The organism is Bradyrhizobium sp. SZCCHNS1022, from assembly GCF_032484835.1.
GTDB lineage: Bacteria > Pseudomonadota > Alphaproteobacteria > Rhizobiales > Xanthobacteraceae > Bradyrhizobium.
This window is the reverse complement of the sequence record NZ_JAUETT010000004.1, coordinates 560,947-580,661: the sequence shown is the minus strand read 5'-3', so window position 1 is coordinate 580,661 and position 19,715 is coordinate 560,947. Positions and strand designations below refer to the sequence as shown.

The window sequence follows — 19,715 nt, the reverse complement described above, 5'->3', positions numbered from 1 at the left end:
GCAACCGGGAATCCAACGAGCTGTCTCTACCCGCCGCCACTATGACAGTGACACCCGGTCAGATACAGGAATCCATAACCACCATCGTGAGTATGGATTCCGGGCTCCCGCCCTTCGCGCGTGCCCCGGAATGACGATGTGGGTTGGCTTACGCCGCCCCATCCCGGATCGGCGGCTGGAACGACAGCGCGGTGTCCCAGGGGAAGAAGATCCAGGTATCCTGCGACACTTCGGTGATGAAGGTATCGACCAGGGGCCGTCCCTTCGGCTTGGCATAGACGGTGGCGAAATGGGCATCCGGCAGCATCTGCCGCACCATGCGCCCCGTCTTTCCGGTGTCGACCAGATCGTCCACGATCAACAGGCCTTTGCCGGTCCCGCCGCCGAGCTTGGCCGTATCCGCGGAAATGCCCTTCAGCACGGTCAGATCGCCCTGCTTGTTGTGATCGTAGCTCGCGATGCAGACCGTATCGATGATGCGCAGACCGAGCTCACGAGCGACGATCGCGGCCGGCACCAGTCCGCCGCGGGTGATCGCAATCACCGCGTGAAACGGCCCGACCTCGTTGAGCCGCCAGGTGAGCGCCCGGCAATCGCGGTGAAACTGGTCCCAGGAGACCGGGAAGGCCCGGCCGCCCCGCTCCTCTGCGCTCAACGTCTTGTCGATCATGTCGTCTCTTCCGTAGGTCCTTTGGGTGCGATGCCGATCCTGCCTTAACGCGAAACGTTCAGCCCGGCGAGCATCTCCTTCACCGCCGCCATCGCAGCCGACAACTTCTCCGGGTCACGCGAGCGCACCACCAGATGCGTGTTCGGCTTCTGGTCCTCATCGGTGAACGGATAGCTGCCGATGATGGTGTCCGGGTGGGCCTTGGCGATCTCGCGCAAGGGACCGCCGATATCGCCCTCGCGGGCGTTGGCGCGGACCGTCTCCGAGAGCATGCGCACGCCCGATTTCAGCTTCGGCGCGACGATGTCCATCATCGCCTGCATGATCGAGGGCACCCCGGCCATGACGATGACGTTGCCGAGCTTGAAGCCCGGCGCCAGGATGGTGGCGCTCTGGATCAGCTCGGCCCCGTCGGGGATGCGGGCCATCCGCAGCCGCGCCTCGTTGAGGTCCTGCCCGCTCCAGCGCTCGCGGAAGCGCGCCACCACGTCCGGGTGATGATCGATGCCGACGCCGAAGGCCTTGGCCACCGCATCCGCCGTGATGTCGTCGTGGGTCGGCCCGATGCCCCCCGTGGTGAACACATAGGTATAGCGCTGCCGCAGCGCGTTCAGCGCGGCAATGATGTCGGGCTCGTCATCGGAGACGACCCGCACTTCCTTGAGGTCGATGCCGAGATTGGTCAGGTACTCGGCGATGAAGCCGATATTCTTGTCCTTGGTCCGGCCCGACAGGATCTCGTCGCCGATGATCAGCAACCCCGCGGTGACGATCTCGCTCATGCTTTCTCCTCGCAACCGTCGTCTGTTTTGGCCCGTGGCGCGGCCGATGTCATCCGGAACGTCATGCGTTATGCCGTGAATTTGAGCATCGCGCAGCCAGTTTTTCGGGCAGGGTTGCCCGCCTCCCCCGGCAAACTTATCATGCGCACGCGGCTTTGCATTTGAAGTCCCGATCGCGGGCACGCTGAAAAAGTGGTCAGATCTGGGCCTTGCTACCATCAGGCAGAGTCATGCACTGTAAGGCGTGGCTGAGAGATACGGGCATCGATGGCAGTTGCTTTCGACGAGATGAACGAGCCGGGCGGCGACATCCGCCAAGCCTATCAGGAACTGTCGCGCTGGCTGAAGGAAACGCCGCCGGAAGCCTTGGAATATCGCCGCCACGAAGCGGAATTGCTGTTCCGGCGGATCGGCATCACCTTCGCCGTCTATGGCGAGGCCGAAGCGCAGGAGCGGCTGATCCCGTTTGACGTGATCCCGCGCATCCTCTCCGCCAAGGAATGGGCGCGGCTCGAAAAGGGGCTGAAGCAGCGCGTCAAGGCGCTGAACCTGTTCCTCCGGGACATCTATCATGGCCGCGACATTCTGCGCGCCGGAGTGATCCCCGAGGACCTGATCTTCCAGAACCCGGTCTTCCGCCCGGAGATGAACGGCCAGGACGTCCCGCACGACGTCTACGTCCATATCGCCGGCATCGACATCGTCCGGGTCGACGCCAACGACTTCATCGTGCTGGAGGACAATGCCCGCACGCCCTCGGGCGTGTCCTACATGCTGGAAAACCGCGAAATCATGATGCGGCTGTTTCCGGACCTGTTCGCACGGCACCGCATTGCGCCGGTCGAACGCTACCCGGACGAACTGCTGGCGGCGCTGCGCTCGGTCGCGCCCTTGAGCGCATCGGCCGAGCCGACCGTCGCGCTGATGACCCCCGGCATCTACAATTCCGCCTATTACGAGCACTCGTTCCTGGCCGACAAGCTCGGCATCGAGCTGGTGGAAGGCCGCGACCTCATCGTCAAGAACGACGAGGTGTTCATGCGCACCACCGAAGGGTTGAAGCGGGTCGACGTGATCTACCGCCGGGTCGATGACGACTTCATCGATCCCCTCACCTTCCGGCCGGATTCCGCGCTCGGCGTCCCCGGGCTGATGTCGGCCTATGCGGCCGGCAACATCACGCTGGCCAATGCGGTGGGGACCGGGATCGCGGACGACAAGGCGATCTATTCCTACATGCCCGACGTCGTGAAGTTCTATCTCGACGAGGAACCGATCCTGAAGAACGTGCAGACTTGGCGCTGCCGCGAGCCGCAGGATCTGTCCTATGTGCTCGACCACCTCGGTGAGCTCGTGGTCAAGGAGGTCCATGGCTCCGGCGGCTACGGCATGCTGATCGGCCCTGCCGCAACCAAGGCCACCATCGAAGCCTTCCGCGACAAGCTGAAGCGGGAGCCGGAGGGCTTCATCGCCCAACCGACGCTGGCACTCTCCACCTGCCCCACCTGCACGGCTTCGGGCCTCGCGCCACGTCACGTCGATCTCAGGCCGTTCGTGCTGACCGGCAGCGACCGCGTCACCATCGTTCCCGGCGGCCTCACCCGCGTCGCACTGAAGGAAGGATCGCTGGTGGTCAATTCCAGCCAGGGCGGCGGCACCAAGGACACATGGGTGCTGGATGAATAGACGCTGTTTCAGCGAGGGCGCGCATCTTGCCACAGCGACAGTGCTCCCTCTCCCCTTGTGGGAGAGGGTGGCGGCGAGCGTCAGCTCGGCGCCGGGTGAGGGGTTCTCTCCGCATATGCAAGCGCGGAGAGAGACCCCTCACCCGGCTTCGCTGCGCGAAGCCACCCTCTCCCACAAGGGGAGAGGGTGCACCGAGAACGCCGCGAAGATATTTGCTCAGACCAGTCCTGGAAGAGAGAGGGTCAGAGAGGGCATCCACTCCCTCCGCGATTTCACTTCCACCGTGGCGTGCAGAGGAGCCCCTCCCGGCCCGAGCCAGCGCCACATGCCACCGCCAAGCAGCCGATAGAAACCGCCCATGCTGTCGCGCACCGCCGAAAACCTGTACTGGCTGGCCCGCTATGTCGAGCGGGCGGAGTATCTCGCCCGCACCATCGACGCGACGCTGCGCGTCACCGCCCTTCCCGCAGCCTATATCGGCAAGACCAACGAGTGGGAATCGGCGCTGATGACCGCCGGCGTCAATGTCAGTTTCCACGAGACCTATGCAGAGGCCAACGAGCAGAACGTCGTCGAATATCTCTCGTTCGACCCGGCCAATCCCTCCTCGATCAAGAACTGCATCGAAGCCGCCCGGCTAAACGCCCGCTCGGTCCGCACCGCCCTGACGTCGGAAATGTGGGACACCATCAACGGCGCCTGGATCGAGCTGCAGGAGGTCTGGAGCAAGGGCACCAAGAGCCGGGAGGACCTGGCGAGCTTCCTCCGTTTCGTGCAGGAGACGTCGCTGCGCTTCGACGGCTCGGCCTACCGGACTATGCTGCGCAACGACGCCTATTGGTTCTCGCGGCTCGGCCTGCATCTCGAACGCGCCGACAACACCGCCCGCATCCTCGACGTGAAATATCACGTGCTGCTGCCCGAGGAGGAGCATGTCGGTGGCCCGCTCGACTTCTACCAGTGGAGCTCGATCCTGCGCTCGGTCTCAGCGCTGACCGCCTATCACTGGGTGTATCGCGAGACCCTGAAACCCTGGCTGATTGCCGATCTATTGATCCTCAACGATTCGCTGCCGCGTTCGCTGGCGAGCTGCTACGGCAACCTCGTCCGCAATCTCGACCAGATCGGCGTCGCCTATGGACGCCAGGGCCCGGCACAGCGCCACGCCCGCGGCATCCGAAACCGGCTGGAGCATTCCAACATGGATGATATCTTCCAGCGCGGCGTCCACGAATTCATCCAGGAGTTCCTCGCCGACAATTCGCGGCTTGGTGAGATCATCACCAAGCAGTATCTGATCTAGAAGAGTCACATCGAGCTCCCGGTCACCGTCATGGCCGGGCTTGTCCCGGCCATCCACGCCTCTCTTTCCGGAAAGCCGTGGATGCCCGGCTCAAGGCCGGGCATGACGGAGGCATACATCGAGAGCCTGCACAACTCGAGCTCCGCACTGGACCGCCATGCGCCTGCGTATCTCCCACTCCACCACCTACCGCTACGAGCCGGCGGCCACGGGCGTCATCCAGATCATCCGGATGACCCCGGGCAGCCATGACGGCCAATATGTCGCGGAGTGGCAGATCGATCTCTCTACCGACTCGCGGCTCCAGATGCACGAGGACGCGTTCGGCAACGTCACCCATGTCATCACGCATGGCGCGATCGAGGACCTGACCATCACGGCCGAGGGGCTGGTCGAGACCCACGACACCGGTGGCGTGCTGAGGGGCACCGATGAGCGTTTTCCTCCGAGCCTGTTCCTGCGCGAGACGGCGCTGACGACGGCGAGCCCGGCGATGACAACCTTCGTCCGGGAACTGCGCAGCGAGTCCGAACACGACGTGCTCGGCTTCCTGCATGTGCTGATGACACAGATCAACGAGCATATGACGTTCGACGAGGATCCGACCCATAGCGGCACGGCGGCGGCCGAGGCCTTTGGACTGAAGCGCGGCGTCTGCCAGGATTACGCCCACATCTTCATTGCCTGCGCCCGCGCGGGTCTGGTCCCGGCCCGCTTCGTCTCCGGGCATTTCCTGCGCTCCGATGGTGCAACGCACCAGTCGGCCGGCCACGCCTGGGCGGAGGCCTTCGTACCTGATCTCGGCTGGGTGGGTTTCGATGCCGCCAATTGCCTCTGCACCACCGACGCGCATGTGCGGGTTGCGCTCGGCCTGGATTATCTCGGCGCAGCACCCGTGCGCGGCACCCGCTACGGCGGCGGGGCGGAGACGTTGACCGTCCAGGTCCGGGTGGAACAAGCCGGCCGCGGTAACGGCCAGTCGCAGGCGCAGTCACAGCGGCAGTCGTAAGTATCCACCGGAGTTGACCCTCGGGCTGGAACTGCGCGCAAGACAAGCGCACGCCCCTCTCCCCGCTTGCGGCAGAGCGATCGCATATGGCCCAAGCTGGACCGGGCCTCATGGTTCGAGACGCGCCGCAAGCGGCGCTCCTCACCATGAGGGTCCTCTTGCCGCAAAACAGGCCCTCGTCCTGAGGAGCTCGCCGGAGGCGAGCGTCTCGAAGGACGGCCACGGAAGAAACCTTCCGTCGCGCTTTTTCCGATGCGACAGGCCTGCCGCTTGCGGGGAGAGGTCAAGGATCGGCCGTCCGGCCTTCATGCATCCCTCACCGAGACGTCCACGCGCACGAGGCCGAACAGGGTTGGACGGCCACCGGAAATTGGCTAGTAATTCCGCTCTGATGTGTGGGGACGAGGCAATGACCTATTGCTGCGGAATATTGGTGCGCGACGGGCTCGTGATGATCGCGGACACCAGGACCAATGCCGGGCTCGACAACGTCTCGACGTTCCGCAAGCTGCACATCTTCTCCAATCCCGGCGAGCGCATCCTGGCCATCGCCAGCGCCGGCAATCTCGCCATCAGCCAGTCGGTGCTCTCGACGCTGACCGAAGGCATCGAAGACCCGGAGACGGGTGACGTCGAAACCTTGATGAATGCGCCGACCATGTTCCAGGCCGCGCAACGGATCGGCAAGGCGATTCGCATGGTCCACGCGACCGAGGGCCCGGCGCTGAAGGCCGAAGACATCTCCTTCGACGTCTCCTTCCTGTTCGGCGGCCAGATCAAGGGCTCGCGGATGCGGCTGTTCATGGTCTACACGGCCGGCAATTTCATCGAATGCACCACCGACACGCCCTACCTGCAGATCGGCGAGCACAAATACGGCAAGCCGGTGCTGGACCGCGCCATGCATTACGACGTCGAAATCTACGAGGCGCTGAAGACCGGGCTGATCTCGATGGATTCGACGATGCGCTCCAATCTCGGCGTCGGCCTGCCGATCGACGTGCTGGTGGTGCGCGCCGAAACCTGCGAGGCCGATCTCAATCACCGGATCGAAGCGGGCGAGCCCTATTTCCACGATCTGCGCTCGCGGTGGTCGGCGGCGCTGCGTGCCGCGCATAACAACATTCCGCGGCCGCCCTACAAGACCCAAAACGAATCGAAGCACTGACAACAGAAAAGCAAAGAGTGAGGAAACATGGCTGAAGCGGGCAAGAAGATCGCGCTGGTGACGGGCGCCGGCACGGGTGTCGGCCGCGCCGCATCGCTGGCGCTCATGAACGCCGGCTTCACCGTGGTGCTCACCGGGCGCCGCAGGGAGATGCTCGAGGAAACCGCCAGGCTCGGCGTGCCCGGCATGAGTCTGCCCGTGACCGCCGACATGACCGATCCGGCCTCGATCGCGGCGCTGTTCGCCAAGGTGACGGAGACCTATGGCCGGCTCGATCTGTTGTTCAACAATGCCGGGATGGGCGCGCCCCCGGTGCCGTTCGAGGATCTCTCGCTCGCGCAATGGCAGGCGGTCGTCGCCACCAACCTGACCGCACCCTTCCTGTGCACCCAGCACGCCTTCCGCATCATGAAGGATCAGACCCCGCGCGGCGGCCGCATCATCAACAACGGCTCGATCTCGGCGCATGCGCCGCGGCCGTTCTCGGCCGCCTACACCTCGACCAAGCATGCCATCACCGGCCTCACCAAGGCCTCCAACCTCGACGGCCGCGCCTACGACATCGCGGTCGGCCAGATCGACATCGGCAATGCCGAGACGCCGATGACCGAACGCATGGTCGCGGGCGTGCTGCAGCCTGACGGCCGGATGATGCCGGAGCCGCGCATGGATTCGAAGGCGGTCGGCGACGCGGTGGCCTACATGGCCTCGCTGCCGCTCGACGCCAATGTCCTGTTCATCACGGTGATGGCAACCAAGATGCCGTTCGTCGGGCGGGGTTGAATTCAAATCGGCGCAGGCGGCTCATGCCCTGCGCCGGGTCTGCCCGTCCGGCTTTTCATTCTCGACGAGGACCGCGCCCTGCTCCGCCGCTGGCTGCACGGCCCTGCGGCTCTTCTGCAGCGACGGATGCAGCGGCTCCCTCGGGCTGGCGCTGATGTCGTAGTTGAGAAACGACAGCAGCAGCTGGAAGCCCATCAGGAAGGTCAGCGCCGCGATCATGATCGTGCCGGTCGGCACCAGCTGGTCCGGCGGCGCCGACAGCCAATGATAGAGCCCGAACGCCAGGCCGAAACCGAACAGGCCGAGGCCCGCGACGAGTTGCAGCGAGGCGAGCGACAGGTCGCGGAAGAAATAGCGATAGAGCACGCGGCGAAACGTGTTGCGCAGGTGACCGGCGAAGAACGGCACCAGCTGATGCGACACCCGCAAGTTGGACACCTCCTCGCCGTAGAAGGCGCGCATCGGAAACTCGACTACCTTGGCACGCAACAGGCCGAGATGAAACAACAGGTCCGTCTCGAAGAAGAAGCGGTTGGCGACGCGATCGGCGTCGAGCAGTTCAGCCAAGCGCGCATGGACCGCGAAGAAGCCGTTGGTCGGGTCCATGATGGTCCAGTAGCCGCTCGACAGCTTGGCCATGAAGGACAGCGCGAGATTGCCGAACCGGCGGACCTGCGGCATCGCGGCCGTGTCGGTGAGAAAGAAGAAGCGGTTGCCCTTCACGTAGTCGGCGTTCCCGCTCTGAATCGGATGGATCAGCGCCGGCACCTGCGCGGGGTCCATCTGCCCGTCTGCATCGATCTTGACGATGATCTCCGCGCCGCGCTGGATCGCGAACTGCATGCCGGTCAGGAAGGCGCCGCCGACGCCGCGGTTGGCGTCGTGCCGCAGCACGATGACGCGCGGATCGGAGCATTGGTTGGCGACGACAAGGGCAGTGCCGTGGGGGCAGCAATCATCGACGACCACGATCAGCCCAACCTCGGGCCCGATCGCGGCAATCACCGGCAGAACGGTATCCGCCGCACGAAACGCGGGAATGACGACAGCGACGACAGCATCCATGACGAGCTCCCGCTGCGCGCTCCTTGATAGTTAACGGATCGAAACGCCGGTCGCAGCCTTCAGTAGCTTCGCACCCGTCCACTAAACAGTATCTTAATTCGTGACCTGTAGTTCGTGCGAGGACGCACGATATTGTCCGCGATGATCTCCGCGAGCGCCCTGGCCTCGCCAAACGAGCCGAGCTCATGCCGCTTTCCACGCCCAGTGACACGACAGGCACCAGAGGCGTCAGCCGGCTGCTCGACCTCGTGACGCCGGATACCTCCAATGCCGCCGATCGCGAGATGCTACGCAGCCTCATCGTACTCGGCGGAGCGCTATTCGTCCTGATGCTGGCCACCTATTTCTGGACCACGCATTGGAGCTGGCCCTACCCGCGCGACAAGGTCACGCTGCTGCTCGGACGCGATTTCCTGAATCTGTGGATGTATGGCCGGGCCGCATTCGGCGCCGATCCCGCCCGCTTCTACGACGTCGCCACCTACAATGACGCGCTCGCCGCCCTGCTTGGCCCCGGCTATCCCGCGCAGAACTGGCCCAATCCTCCGAACGCGCTGGTGGTGATGGCCCCGTTCGGGCTGATGGACTACTTCCCCGCGCTGGCGTCGTGGTTTGTCGTCAGCCTGCTCGCCTTCTATCTGGCCTGCCGGCCCGCCTTTGCCGACGGCCGTGCGCTGCTCGTGGTCGCCATCTCGCCGGCCGCGCTCATGTGCGTGATCTCGGGCCAAAGCTCGTTCCTGAGCACGGCGGCGCTGTTTGCAAGTCTTGCGCTCATGGACCGCCGGCCGGCGCTCGCCGGCCTGCTGATCGGTCTGCTCACGGTCAAGCCGCAGCTTGGCGTCCTGCTTCCGGTGATGCTCGTCGCCTCCGGCCGCTGGCGCGTGATCGCCTATGCTACGCTCGCCGCAGTGGCGCTGTTTGCCGCCAGCGTCGCCATCGGCGGCGTGCAGAGCTGGCAGGACTATCTGACCAAGGCGGTGCCGCTGATGCGCGAGGTGCTGCGCGATCCCAGCGGCATGGCCATGCCTTACCATGCAACGCTCTTCATGAGCTTCCGCGGCGTATTGGGCGACCGCATAGCGGACGCGATCCAGGCGGTCGCGGCGGTGGGCGCGGTGGCCGGCGTGTTCGCGGCCTTCCGTTATCGCAAGCAAGCCGATCCGGCACGGCTCAGGGCTTTGCTGCTGGCCTGCACGATCTGCGCCTCACCCTATATGGGCACCTATGACGTGCTGCCCCTGACCTGCGCGGCCATGGCGCTGTTCGCCGATGGAAAGCTCGATGCGCTCGGCAGCCGCTTGGCGCAGCTCGTGTTCTGGCTGCCGGCGCTGCAATTGTTGTTCGGCAACATTCAGATGCCCGGTCCCGGCCTGATCGCACCGGCCTTCGCGGCGTATTTGTTGCGGCAGCTGTTCATGCCTGTGAACGAGACCGCGCCTGTCCCTGCTTCGGTCGCAGCCCCCAGCTGACTATTCGAGACGCTCGACAGCGCGCAGCGTCGGAAACAGCTTCATCCAGAGCAGCGCGATCGCGATCGTGCCGAGACCGCCGAGCACGGCGGCCGGCATGGTGCCGAGCAGCGCAGCCGTGACGCCGCTTTCGAACTGGCCGAGCTGGTTCGAGGCGTTGATGAACAGGAAGTTCACCGCGCCGACCCGGCCGCGCATCTCGTTCGGCGTGGCGAGCTGCACCAGCGAGAAACGGATCACGACACTGATCGTGTCGGCCGCCCCCAGGATCGCGAGCGCGACGATCGACAGCCACATGACATGCGAGACCGCAAACACCGCGGTCGCGATGCCGAACACGATCACCGCCTGGAACATGCGCAAGCCCACGTGGCGACGGATCGTGTGCCGCGCCAGCACTGCGGTCATCGCGAGCGCGCCCACCGCTGGCGCAGCGCGCAGGACGCCGAGCCCCAGCGGACCGGTCTGCAGGATGTCGCGGGCGTAGATCGGCAACAACGCAGTGACGCCGCCCAGCAGCACCGCGAACAGGTCGAGCGAGATGGTGCCGAGGATCGCCGGGTTCTGCCAAATGAAGCGGACCCCGGCGAACAGGTCGGCGTTGGCCGCATGCTCCTTCGGCGCGGGCACGTCGTCGGGCACTTCCATGACGCCGGTGAAGACCATGCCGGCCAGCCAGAATAGCACCATGATCGCATAGGCCAGGGCCGGCATCGCCGCATAGGCGAAACCGCCGAGCGCGGGTCCCGCGATCGTCGCAAGCTGGGCCGCGCCGCTGGACAGCGCGCTCGCGCGTTGCAAAGTCCCGGTCGGCGCAATCAGCGGCAGCAGCGCGGCCGTCGCCGGGCTCTCGAACGCGCCGGCAATCCCGAGCACGAAGGTCGCAGCGAACAGCTGCAGCTCGGTCAGCACGCCCGTATAGGCGCCCCAGCAGAGATAGAGGGCGGTCAGCGCCTCCGCGAGCTGGCAGAGCTGCACCACGCGTTTGCGCGGGTAGCGATCGGCAGCGCTGCCGGCCACGAACACCAACAGCGCCGTCGGCAGGAACTGGATCAGCCCGACCATGCCGAGATCGAAGGCGCGGCCGGTGAGATCATAGATCTGCCAGCCGATCGCGACCGCCGCGATCTGGCTGGAAAAGCGCGACAGGCTGCGCGACACCAGAAAGAACAGGAACGAGCCTTGCTTGAGCAGCGTGCGCGCGCCGATCGGGATGGTGGAGGACATGACGTGTCTGCGTGACGCACCGCCAAGGGCTTGTCAACTTCAGCTCTGACATCGGCGCATGGCATTGCGCTTTGCTGCGTCGGCGGCTCATACTGCTCGAACTCGGGGGACCAATGCCACAGCTGCAATCTGCGTTCGGTGTCGTCGCGCTGCTCTTGATCGCCTGGGCACTCAGCGAGAACCGCCGCGCGGTGTCGCCGAGGCAGGCCGCGCTCGGCCTCGCTGTCACGCTGATCACTGCCGTCGTGCTGCTCAAAATGCCGATGGTCGCGCGCGCTTTCGGCGCCATCAACGATGCGGTCGGCGCCGTCGCATCCGCCTCCCGCGCCGGCACCTCCTTCGTGTTCGGCTATGTCGGCGGCGGTGCCCTGCCCTTCGATCTCAAGGCCCCCGGCGCGGACTTCGTCCTCGCCTTCCAAGCCTTGCCGATCGTGCTGGTGATGAGCGTGCTGACCACGCTGCTGTTCTACTGGCGCATCCTGCCGCCGATCGTGCGCGGCATGGCCTGGGTCCTGGAGCGCACGCTGGGCGTCGGCGGCGCCGTGGGGCTGTCGACCGCCGCCAACATCTTTCTCGGCATGGTCGAGGCGCCGCTGTTCATCCGGCCGTATCTCGCCCAGATGACGCGCGCCGAACTGTTCCTGGTCATGACCGGCGGCATGGCCGGCATCGCCGGCACCGTGCTCGTGCTCTACGCAACGCTGCTGGCGCCGCTGATCCTCGATGCCGCCGCCCATTTCGTCATCGCATCCGTGCTCGGTGCGCCGGCTGCCATCCTGATCAGCCTGATCATGGTGCCGGAAACATCGAAGGAGCTCACCGGCGGCGCGCTGACCGATCCCGAGATGGACGCGTCGAGCACGATGGACGCGATCGTCAAGGGCACCTCGGCCGGACTCGAACTGTTGCTAACTATCATCGCGATGCTGATCGTGCTGGTGGCGCTGGTGCATCTCGCCAATTCGATCTTGTCGCTGTTGCCGCCGATCGGCGGTGCCGACATCTCGCTGCAGCGGCTGCTCGGCCTCGTGATGGCGCCGGTGTGCTGGCTGATGGGCCTGCCCTGGCAGGAGGCAGTGACCGCAGGCAGCCTGATGGGCACCAAGACGGTGCTGAACGAGCTGATCGCCTATGTCGAACTGTCGAAGCTCGCGCCCGGCGCGCTCGACCCCCGCTCCCGCCTGATCATGCTCTATGCGATGTGCGGCTTCGCCAATTTCGGCAGTCTCGGCATCATGATCGGCGGCCTCGGCACCATGGTCCCCTCACGGCGCGAGGAGATCAACGCGCTCGGGCTGAAGTCGATCGTCTCGGGCACGCTGACCACCTGCCTGATGGGCGCGATCGTCGGCCTGCTGACGTGATCCTCATGACGGTTCAGGGCTGCGCGAGCTTGAGGCTCGGCGCCACTCTCGCCATCACATAGGCCGACCCTTCCGCCGTCAGATGCGCGTGATCGAAGGCCAGCGGCACGCCGTCCACCGTGAGCGGACATTGCCGGTCCGGACAGACGGACTCCAGGATCGAGATGTAGGACAGCGCCTCGCCGGTCGGCAGCGCCTCACGCATGGCCCGGTCGAGCTCGAAAATATCGGAGCGGACGAAATCAGCCGGCCGTGCGGCCAGCCCACGCAGCTCCGCCCGCGCCAGCATGGACGGCAGGCGCGTGCGATACTGGATGGCGGGGCCGAGCAGGACGATCGGAATGCCGGCATCGTTCAGCCGCGCGATGGTGTGCTTGAGATCGACGACCATTCCGGCAAAGCGCGGCGGCCGGGCATATTCCAGCCAGTCCGCCGACATCACCACAAGGTCGGGCTTATGGCTTTCGAAGTAGTCCCGCATCTGCGCGGCGAAGGCGCGGCAGGAGGCGAGAGCTTGCGTCTCCGCACTCAGGGTCGGCATGCAGGACGGCTGCGTCGCCTGCATGATATTGACGGCCTGACGATCGAGACTCCCGTTCAGCCCGTGATAGTAGTGCGCGGCCAGACTGTCGCCCCACAACAGCAGGTTGGTCTTGCCGGACACCGCGGCGAGACAGGCCTCGCCGAGCCGTCCATCCGGGGTCGTGAAGCAGGTGCCATAGCGATAGACCGGCTTCATGTCGTAGTCGTTGTAGGCGTCGAGCCGCGCCGCGGCGCGATCGGCCTCCGAACTGGTGCTGCCGAACACCAATCCCGCAACGGTGCCGACGAGCAGCAGCAGGCTTGCGAGCGCCGCCATGCTGAAGGCCGCCCGCGGTGTCGGAGCCAAAGCGCGGTTGCGAAACGGCTGCTCGACCAAGCGCCAGGACAGATACGACACTGCGACCGTCACTGCGAACAGGGCAGCTTTTTCCCGGCCATCGAGCACAAGGCCCGGCTTGGCGAAGCGCGCAAACGCGAACAACGGCCAGTGCCAGAGATAAAGCGAATAGGAGATGCGGCCGAAGAACTGCGCGAGCGTCAGCGGCGACAGGGCACTGCGCTTGCCATTCGCGACTCCGATGCCGCTCCAGATGAACAGCGCCGCGCCGATGCAGGGCGACAGGGCATCGAGGCCCGGGAATCCGGGCCCCGGCCGTAGCGACAGGATCGGGATCGCCATCAAGAGCAGCGACAATCCTCGAGCGCTTCGCTGCGCGAGCCCCGGCCATGGCGCCGGCATGCCGGGCATGGCGACGAGGCTGCCGGCCAGGAATTCCCACGCGCGCGGCGGGCTCATGAAGAAGGCGGTCGCGGACGCGCCGTCGCGCATCAACACCAGACTGAACGCAAAGGAAGCGACGGCCAACGCGGCCAAGGTGAACGGCAGCACCACGCGGCGGCCTTGTGCGAGCCGCACGACGCCCCAGACGACGAGCGGCAGCACCAGATAGAACTGCTCCTCCACGCCCAGCGACCACGTATGCAACAGCGGCTTCTCCACTGCCGCATGGTCGAAATAGCCCGATTGCCACCAGAAGAAGATGTTCGCCGTGAAGCTGACCACCGCCGCGGCCGAGCGGAAGAATTCCATGCGCTCGGAGCTGAGGAGAAAGTGGAACGTCGGAATCGCGCTCAGCGCCACCATGACGTAGAGCGCCGGCAGCAGCCGGCGGACCCGCCGCTCGTAAAAGCGCGCGAGGGAGAAGCGGCCTTGCGCGATCTCGCCCTGGATGATGCCGGTAATCAGGTAGCCGGAGATGACGAAGAAGATATCGACGCCGACGAAGCCGCCGAAGATTCCCGGCGCCTCGAAATGAAAGGCGATGACCGAGAGCACCGCGATCGCGCGCAGCCAATCGATATCCTCGCGATACGATGTCACCTCTTCGCCCCTCCTCGCGACGCGAAGAAAGGACGCAGAACTGCGCGTGCCCGTGTGTTGCACGACAACAGCCGTTCGCTTCCCCCGCTTCAAAACTCACGGACTAAGCGAAGCAGCGATTCATGTCTAATTATTGTTTCAGCGTGTTGTCACGCCGTAATTTCGACCGTTTTGAAATCGGCCGGCAGGATTACCTCCAAGAGCTCCACGTCATCGGAGTAGTCGAGGATCATGTGGCGAATGCGCGGCGGCTGGGTCCAGGCGCTGCCCGCTTTCATCAGCGTTTCGCCGACGCCTTCGAGATAGCTCTTCACCCAACCCTTGAGCACGTAGACCATCTGGAATTCGACGTCGTGCGTGTGCAGCTTGGCGACTTCCCGGGGATCACATGGCGGCAGCAGGCGGATGACATGGGCGCGGGCGAGCCCATGGGTCGCATCCGCAATGCCGAGGTCGCGATAATGCGCGTAAGCGCGCAGACCGTCGGCCTTGAAGTCCTCCTCGCGATGATGGCTGACGGCGACCTTCTGCTTCGGCCGCCGCGCAACCGGCGCAACAGCGCCTTTGCTTGCAAGCGATCGGCGTGCGCCGGGTTTGCTCGCAGCGGATTTGGCTTTGGTCTTGGCGCTCTTGCGGGACGATGTCTTGCGCGTCGCCGCTTTCGCGGCGGTGCGTGATGCGGGCTTCTTCGCGCGGCTCTTGGTGGCCATCGTGCTCTCCCTTCTGTTTCCTCGCGTCGCGAAGGGTAGCACAATTCAAGCCGTTCGTCGGATGGGCCCAGTGGCGCTCCAAGATAGGTCGTCATTCCGGGGCGGCCCGAAGGGCCGAGCCTGGAATCCATAACCACGATCGGGAGTATAGATTCCGGGCTCGTGCTGCGCACGCCCCGGAATGACACCGTGGTTGTGGTTACCGCTCAGTGCAGCCGGAACACGCCGTCGACGGCGCGCAGCTCGGCCGGCTTGATCAGCTTGGAATGCGCGACCGTGACGGAGAACAGCGGCCCTTCGAGCTTCTTCTGCCAGAAGCTGAGGAAATCCTGCAGCGCGGGGAATTTCGGAAACAGGTCGTAATTCTGCCAGACGTAGGTCTGGAGCAGCGAGGGATGATCCGGCATCCGATACAGGATCTGCGCCGTCGTCAGCCCGTAACCCAAGATCTGTTTCCGAAAATCCTCGGAAACGGCAACCTTCGACACCATGCCAACCTCCATTCTGTGGAAGCGCATTCCGGCGTGGCCACCGGGATCGAGCCACCCGGGTGAAAATGCGCTCACGTGAGAGAAATGTGACGCATGACCTCAATCCATCACAAGCCTAAATGTTTAACGGGTTGTTGAAATTTCCTGCATTAGCAGCGACTTAGCCCAGGTGCTAATACGGGGTTTCCCGATCTGTTCCGGCCCGGTTAACGATGCCGGGACCTTCTGGCAGACGCCGCGGTTGACTGCTAATTTTTCTGCTACAAGCCCTTGCCGGCCCCAGAACTCTCGCCTATGTCCTGCGCGGCAGGGCTGGCACTCGCTGGCATCGACTGCCAATCTCCAGAAACTGATAATTGCCTCAATAGCTTAGGAGGACTGTATGGCTTTCCGTCCGCTTCACGACCGCGTCGTGGTCAAGCGCATCGACGCCGAAGAGAAGACCGCTGGCGGCATCATCATCCCCGACTCGGCCAAGGAAAAGCCCTCGCAGGGCGAAGTCATCGCTGTGGGCCCCGGCGCCCGCGACGAGAGCGGCAAGCTGGTCCCGCTCGACGTTCAGGTCGGTGACCGCGTGCTGTTCGGCAAGTGGTCGGGCACCGAAGTCAAGATCGACGGCCAGGAGCTGCTGATCATGAAGGAAAGCGACATCATGGGTGTGCTGACCGACGCCGGCGCCAAGAAGAAGGCCGCCTAACCCCACGCTCGCACGCTCACCCCTGAGGAGCGCCCCGCGGGCGCCCCGCGAAAGGGTGAGACAGACATTTCAACTCAGGGAAATCCAATATGTCAGCCAAAGACGTGAAGTTCGGCGTCGATGCTCGCGACCGCATGCTGCGCGGCGTGGACATTCTCGCCAATGCCGTGAAGGTCACGCTCGGTCCGAAGGGCCGCAACGTCGTCCTCGACAAGTCGTTCGGCGCTCCCCGCATCACCAAGGACGGCGTCACCGTCGCCAAGGAGATCGAGCTCGACGACAAGTTCGAGAACATGGGCGCGCAGATGGTGCGCGAGGTCGCCTCGAAGTCCGCTGACGCGGCCGGCGACGGCACCACCACCGCGACCGTGCTGGCCCAGGCCATCGTGCGCGAAGGCGCCAAGGCCGTTGCCGCCGGCATGAACCCGATGGATCTGAAGCGCGGTATCGACCTCGCGGTCGAGGCCGTCGTTGCGGACCTCGTCAAGAACTCCAAGAAGGTCACGTCGAACGACGAGATCGCCCAGGTCGGCACCATCTCCGCCAACGGCGATGCCGAAATCGGCAAGTTCCTCGCCGACGCCATGAAGAAGGTCGGCAACGAGGGTGTCATCACCGTCGAGGAAGCCAAGTCGCTGGAGACCGAGCTCGACGTCGTCGAGGGCATGCAGTTCGACCGCGGCTACATCTCCCCCTACTTCGTCACCAACGCCGACAAGATGCGCGTCGAGATGGACGACGCCTACATCCTGATCAACGAGAAGAAGCTGTCGTCGCTGAACGAGCTGCTGCCGCTGCTCGAAGCCGTCGTGCAGACCGGCAAGCCGCTCGTGATCGTCGCCGAGGACGTCGAGGGCGAGGCGCTGGCCACCCTGGTCGTCAACCGCCTGCGCGGCGGCTTGAAGGTCGCGGCCGTCAAGGCTCCGGGCTTCGGCGATCGCCGCAAGGCCATGCTGCAGGACATCGCGATCCTGACCGGCGGCCAGGCGATCTCGGAAGACCTCGGCATCAAGCTCGAGAACGTCAACCTCTCCATGCTCGGCCGCGCCAAGAAGGTGATGATCGACAAGGAAAACACCACGATCGTCAACGGCGCCGGCAAGAAGGCCGACATCGAGGCGCGCGTGCAGCAGATCAAGGCGCAGATCGAGGAGACCACCTCGGACTACGACCGTGAGAAGCTGCAGGAGCGTCTGGCCAAGCTCGCAGGCGGCGTCGCGGTGATCCGCGTCGGCGGCGCGACCGAGGTCGAGGTCAAGGAGCGCAAGGATCGCGTGGATGACGCGATGCATGCGACCCGCGCTGCTGTCGAGGAAGGCATCCTGCCGGGCGGCGGCGTCGCCCTGCTCCGTGCTTCCGAGCAGCTCAAGGGCCTGCGCACCAAGAACGACGACCAGAAGACCGGCATCGAGATCGTCCGCAAGGCGCTCTCCGCCCCGGCCCGCCAGATCGCCATCAACGCGGGCGAGGACGGCTCGGTCATCGTCGGCAAGATCCTGGAGAAGGAGCAGTACGCCTATGGCTTCGACAGCCAGACCGGCGAGTACGTGAACATGGTGTCCAAGGGCATCATCGACCCGACCAAGGTGGTTCGCGCCGCGATCCAGAACGCGGCCTCCGTGGCTGCGCTGCTGATCACGACCGAAGCGATGGTCGCCGAGCTGCCGAAGAAGAACGCCGGCGGCCCCGCGATGCCTCCGGGCGGCGGCATGGGCGGCATGGACTTCTAAGGTCCGTTCCTCTCTCGAATACGAAGGGCGCGGTGCAAACCGCGCCCTTTTTGTTTGGATAGGAAATTCAATTGAGCCATGCATCGCTGCTGTCGCGCATCCACAATTGAAACCTGTGTTATGGATTCCGGGCTCGCGCTACGCGCGCCCCGGAATGACGCTTGAGCTTGAAGCGAGCTTCCGTCGACCACAACGGAGATCGGTCTATATAGCGTATCTATCATAGTCAGATCACCGCTCCCGCCCTCTCCTCCCGTCATTCCGGGGCGCTTGCGAAGCAAGCGAACCCGGAATCCATAACCACGGGACGGAGTGAGTGCGCACGATGCCCGCTCGGAAACGGCAGCAACAGCAGTCTCTCGCTACTACCTCACCATCGTCCCGATCCGCTCGAAGCGGATCCGGCCTGGCCTGCTCGTATCGGATCCGGCGAGCGAGAAGTAGATCGTCGCGGCGCGGCCGATCACGTTCTCGATGGGAACATAGCCAACGGCGCTGAGGACGCGGCTGTCGGTAGAGTTGTCGCGGTTGTCGCCCAGCATGAACAGATGGCCAGCCGGCACGACATAGACGTTGGTGTTGTCGAAGAAGCCGTTGTCGACACAATCCAGCGTCTGATAGCTCACGCCGTTCGGCAAGGTCTCCCGCCAACGCTTGACCCGTTCGTCCGCACTACCGCCGCAGGCGGCTTCACCGACCAGATCGTCGAGCCGCTCGCGCTGAACCGGCTGGTCGTTGATGTAGAGCAGGCCCTGCCTCATCTGGATGCGGTCGCCGGGCAGCCCGACGATACGCTTGATGTAATCGGTCTTGCCGTCCTTGAGACGGAAAACCACGACGTCACCGCGCGCCGGATCGCGGCCCCAGATACGTCCCGCTAACGGCGGCGTGAACGGCCACGTATAACGACCCCATCCATAGGGGTATTTCGAAGCGAGAAGATAGTCGCCGACCAGAAGGGTAGGAATGTTTGACGCGGATGGAATGTTGAACGGCTGAAAGAGGAAGGTGCGGATCAGCAGCGGCGAGGCCAGCAGCAGGCACAACAACACGAAGCCTGCGGTAAAGATGGCTGCAATCGCCCACCATGGCTCCCACAGCGGCCTGATCTCTCCGGCGCCCAAGCTCGTCATGACATTCCCCAGCCCATCCTGCCGCAAGGATGGCCGATGGCGGCACCACACGCAACCACGAAGTGCTTGCGCATGGTGCGCCATCCCTCACTGCTGGCGGCGATACATCACGTCGCTGCGCAGTACGTATTTGCGCCCCCTGGTGACGGGATCACCGCGATGCATGATCGGGTGATGAAACAATAGCGCCATGCCTTGCTCCGGCGTGATCACGTTCGAAGTGGAGGCCGATCCGCGCTGCAAAGGCGATCGCCTGCCCGCACTCTGCATTCGCAGCTCGTCCGTGCCTGGCGGGCAAATCAGTTGTCTCTTCCGACCCGTCTTACGCGCATCGAACAGCCCGACGGGTAGCCAAAATGAGCTGCGCGCAAGAACTAATTCCATCAGCTCGATCAATCGGATCACGCCACCCACCCGGCTCCCGCATAAAATTCAACTTTCGTTTTTTCAGAAATTATGCATATATAGCCGTCGTCCCGCCTCATCCGAGGGGCGTACGCGTCG

Annotated in this window: 18 protein-coding genes; 9 read left to right on the top strand and 9 right to left on the bottom strand. The window is 64.5% G+C overall.

Annotated features, from left to right (window positions below; all coding sequences use genetic code 11):
* Positions 1-148 precede the first annotated feature (148 nt).
* Complete coding sequence (gpt, locus tag QX071_RS25510; protein ID WP_315705960.1) at positions 149-670, bottom strand: xanthine phosphoribosyltransferase; 522 nt, start codon at positions 668-670, stop codon at positions 149-151.
* 44 nt (positions 671-714) lie between these two features.
* Positions 715-1,452 carry a competence/damage-inducible protein A gene (locus QX071_RS25505; protein ID WP_315705961.1) on the bottom strand — a complete coding sequence of 246 codons (738 nt, stop codon included), beginning with the start codon at positions 1,450-1,452 and terminating at the stop codon, positions 715-717.
* Between the two features lie 267 nt (positions 1,453-1,719).
* Between QX071_RS25505 and QX071_RS25500 the strand changes: the two genes are divergently transcribed.
* The 5 genes from QX071_RS25500 to QX071_RS25480 all read left to right on the top strand — a co-directional run bounded on the left by QX071_RS25500 (position 1,720) and on the right by QX071_RS25480 (position 7,401).
* Positions 1,720-3,138, top strand: coding sequence for a circularly permuted type 2 ATP-grasp protein (locus QX071_RS25500; protein ID WP_315705962.1), 1,419 nt, complete (start codon positions 1,720-1,722; stop codon positions 3,136-3,138).
* A gap of 358 nt (positions 3,139-3,496) precedes the next feature.
* Positions 3,497-4,441: an alpha-E domain-containing protein gene (locus QX071_RS25495; protein ID WP_315705963.1), complete on the top strand. Its 945-nt coding sequence runs from the start codon at positions 3,497-3,499 to the stop codon at positions 4,439-4,441.
* 157 nt (positions 4,442-4,598) lie between these two features.
* On the top strand, positions 4,599-5,450 hold the full coding sequence (locus tag QX071_RS25490) for a transglutaminase family protein (protein WP_315705964.1): 852 nt from the start codon (positions 4,599-4,601) through the stop codon (positions 5,448-5,450).
* 409 nt (positions 5,451-5,859) lie between these two features.
* The gene (locus QX071_RS25485; protein ID WP_315705965.1) at positions 5,860-6,618 is read left to right on the top strand and encodes a peptidase; all 759 of its coding nucleotides are present in this window, start codon (positions 5,860-5,862) and stop codon (positions 6,616-6,618) included.
* Positions 6,619-6,645: 27 nt separating this feature from the next.
* Positions 6,646-7,401 carry an SDR family oxidoreductase gene (locus QX071_RS25480; RefSeq protein ID WP_315705966.1) on the top strand — a complete coding sequence of 252 codons (756 nt, stop codon included), beginning with the start codon at positions 6,646-6,648 and terminating at the stop codon, positions 7,399-7,401.
* Positions 7,402-7,422: 21 nt separating this feature from the next.
* On the opposite strand, the gene QX071_RS25475 is transcribed toward QX071_RS25480, so the two are convergent.
* Complete coding sequence (locus QX071_RS25475; protein ID WP_315705967.1) at positions 7,423-8,466, bottom strand: glycosyltransferase family 2 protein; 1,044 nt, start codon at positions 8,464-8,466, stop codon at positions 7,423-7,425.
* 185 nt (positions 8,467-8,651) lie between these two features.
* On the opposite strand from QX071_RS25475, the gene QX071_RS25470 reads away from it, so the two are divergent.
* Positions 8,652-9,935 carry a glycosyltransferase family 87 protein gene (locus tag QX071_RS25470; protein WP_315705968.1) on the top strand — a complete coding sequence of 428 codons (1,284 nt, stop codon included), beginning with the start codon at positions 8,652-8,654 and terminating at the stop codon, positions 9,933-9,935.
* Here QX071_RS25470 and QX071_RS25465 read toward each other — a convergent pair whose 3' ends face one another.
* Positions 9,936-11,162, bottom strand: coding sequence for an MFS transporter (locus tag QX071_RS25465; RefSeq protein ID WP_315705969.1), 1,227 nt, complete (start codon positions 11,160-11,162; stop codon positions 9,936-9,938).
* A gap of 113 nt (positions 11,163-11,275) precedes the next feature.
* On the opposite strand from QX071_RS25465, the gene QX071_RS25460 reads away from it, so the two are divergent.
* A complete protein-coding gene (locus QX071_RS25460) occupies positions 11,276-12,526 on the top strand; it encodes a NupC/NupG family nucleoside CNT transporter (protein ID WP_315705970.1) in 1,251 nt (416 codons plus the stop codon).
* Between the two features lie 13 nt (positions 12,527-12,539).
* On the opposite strand, the gene QX071_RS25455 is transcribed toward QX071_RS25460, so the two are convergent.
* The 3 genes from QX071_RS25455 to QX071_RS25445 all read right to left on the bottom strand — a co-directional run bounded on the left by QX071_RS25455 (position 12,540) and on the right by QX071_RS25445 (position 15,651).
* The gene (locus QX071_RS25455) at positions 12,540-14,450 is read right to left on the bottom strand and encodes an acyltransferase family protein (RefSeq protein ID WP_315705971.1); all 1,911 of its coding nucleotides are present in this window, start codon (positions 14,448-14,450) and stop codon (positions 12,540-12,542) included.
* 149 nt (positions 14,451-14,599) lie between these two features.
* Positions 14,600-15,160: a cupin domain-containing protein gene (locus tag QX071_RS25450; RefSeq protein WP_315705972.1), complete on the bottom strand. Its 561-nt coding sequence runs from the start codon at positions 15,158-15,160 to the stop codon at positions 14,600-14,602.
* Between the two features lie 206 nt (positions 15,161-15,366).
* Positions 15,367-15,651, bottom strand: coding sequence for an usg protein (locus QX071_RS25445; protein WP_315705973.1), 285 nt, complete (start codon positions 15,649-15,651; stop codon positions 15,367-15,369).
* 382 nt (positions 15,652-16,033) lie between these two features.
* Between QX071_RS25445 and groES the strand changes: the two genes are divergently transcribed.
* Together groES and groL are read left to right on the top strand one after the other, a co-directional pair.
* On the top strand, positions 16,034-16,348 hold the full coding sequence (groES, locus tag QX071_RS25440; protein ID WP_011925902.1) for a co-chaperone GroES: 315 nt from the start codon (positions 16,034-16,036) through the stop codon (positions 16,346-16,348).
* A gap of 89 nt (positions 16,349-16,437) precedes the next feature.
* A complete protein-coding gene (gene groL / locus QX071_RS25435; protein WP_315705974.1) occupies positions 16,438-18,078 on the top strand; it encodes a chaperonin GroEL in 1,641 nt (546 codons plus the stop codon).
* 365 nt (positions 18,079-18,443) lie between these two features.
* Here the strand turns inward: groL and lepB are convergent, their stop codons facing one another.
* Positions 18,444-19,211 (bottom strand): signal peptidase I, encoded by a 768-nt coding sequence (lepB, locus tag QX071_RS25430; protein WP_315705975.1) that lies wholly within the window; start codon positions 19,209-19,211, stop codon positions 18,444-18,446.
* A gap of 87 nt (positions 19,212-19,298) precedes the next feature.
* Complete coding sequence (locus tag QX071_RS25425) at positions 19,299-19,616, bottom strand: hypothetical protein (protein ID WP_315705976.1); 318 nt, start codon at positions 19,614-19,616, stop codon at positions 19,299-19,301.
* Positions 19,617-19,715: the final 99 nt, after the last annotated feature.

What these genes read in the sequence shown, in the direction of transcription:
- gpt (WP_315705960.1), bottom strand. Translation starts at nt 670, where the DNA reads ATGATCGACAAGACGTTGAGCGCAGAGGAGCGGGGCGGCCGGGCCTTC.
- QX071_RS25505 (WP_315705961.1), bottom strand. Translation starts at nt 1,452, where the DNA reads ATGAGCGAGATCGTCACCGCGGGGTTGCTGATCATCGGCGACGAGATC.
- QX071_RS25500 (WP_315705962.1), top strand. Translation starts at nt 1,720, where the DNA reads ATGGCAGTTGCTTTCGACGAGATGAACGAGCCGGGCGGCGACATCCGC.
- QX071_RS25495 (WP_315705963.1), top strand. Translation starts at nt 3,497, where the DNA reads ATGCTGTCGCGCACCGCCGAAAACCTGTACTGGCTGGCCCGCTATGTC.
- QX071_RS25490 (WP_315705964.1), top strand. Translation starts at nt 4,599, where the DNA reads ATGCGCCTGCGTATCTCCCACTCCACCACCTACCGCTACGAGCCGGCG.
- QX071_RS25485 (WP_315705965.1), top strand. Translation starts at nt 5,860, where the DNA reads ATGACCTATTGCTGCGGAATATTGGTGCGCGACGGGCTCGTGATGATC.
- QX071_RS25480 (WP_315705966.1), top strand. Translation starts at nt 6,646, where the DNA reads ATGGCTGAAGCGGGCAAGAAGATCGCGCTGGTGACGGGCGCCGGCACG.
- QX071_RS25475 (WP_315705967.1), bottom strand. Translation starts at nt 8,466, where the DNA reads ATGGATGCTGTCGTCGCTGTCGTCATTCCCGCGTTTCGTGCGGCGGAT.
- QX071_RS25470 (WP_315705968.1), top strand. Translation starts at nt 8,652, where the DNA reads ATGCCGCTTTCCACGCCCAGTGACACGACAGGCACCAGAGGCGTCAGC.
- QX071_RS25465 (WP_315705969.1), bottom strand. Translation starts at nt 11,162, where the DNA reads ATGTCCTCCACCATCCCGATCGGCGCGCGCACGCTGCTCAAGCAAGGC.
- QX071_RS25460 (WP_315705970.1), top strand. Translation starts at nt 11,276, where the DNA reads ATGCCACAGCTGCAATCTGCGTTCGGTGTCGTCGCGCTGCTCTTGATC.
- QX071_RS25450 (WP_315705972.1), bottom strand. Translation starts at nt 15,160, where the DNA reads ATGGCCACCAAGAGCCGCGCGAAGAAGCCCGCATCACGCACCGCCGCG.
- QX071_RS25445 (WP_315705973.1), bottom strand. Translation starts at nt 15,651, where the DNA reads ATGGTGTCGAAGGTTGCCGTTTCCGAGGATTTTCGGAAACAGATCTTG.
- groES (WP_011925902.1), top strand. Translation starts at nt 16,034, where the DNA reads ATGGCTTTCCGTCCGCTTCACGACCGCGTCGTGGTCAAGCGCATCGAC.
- groL (WP_315705974.1), top strand. Translation starts at nt 16,438, where the DNA reads ATGTCAGCCAAAGACGTGAAGTTCGGCGTCGATGCTCGCGACCGCATG.
- lepB (WP_315705975.1), bottom strand. Translation starts at nt 19,211, where the DNA reads ATGACGAGCTTGGGCGCCGGAGAGATCAGGCCGCTGTGGGAGCCATGG.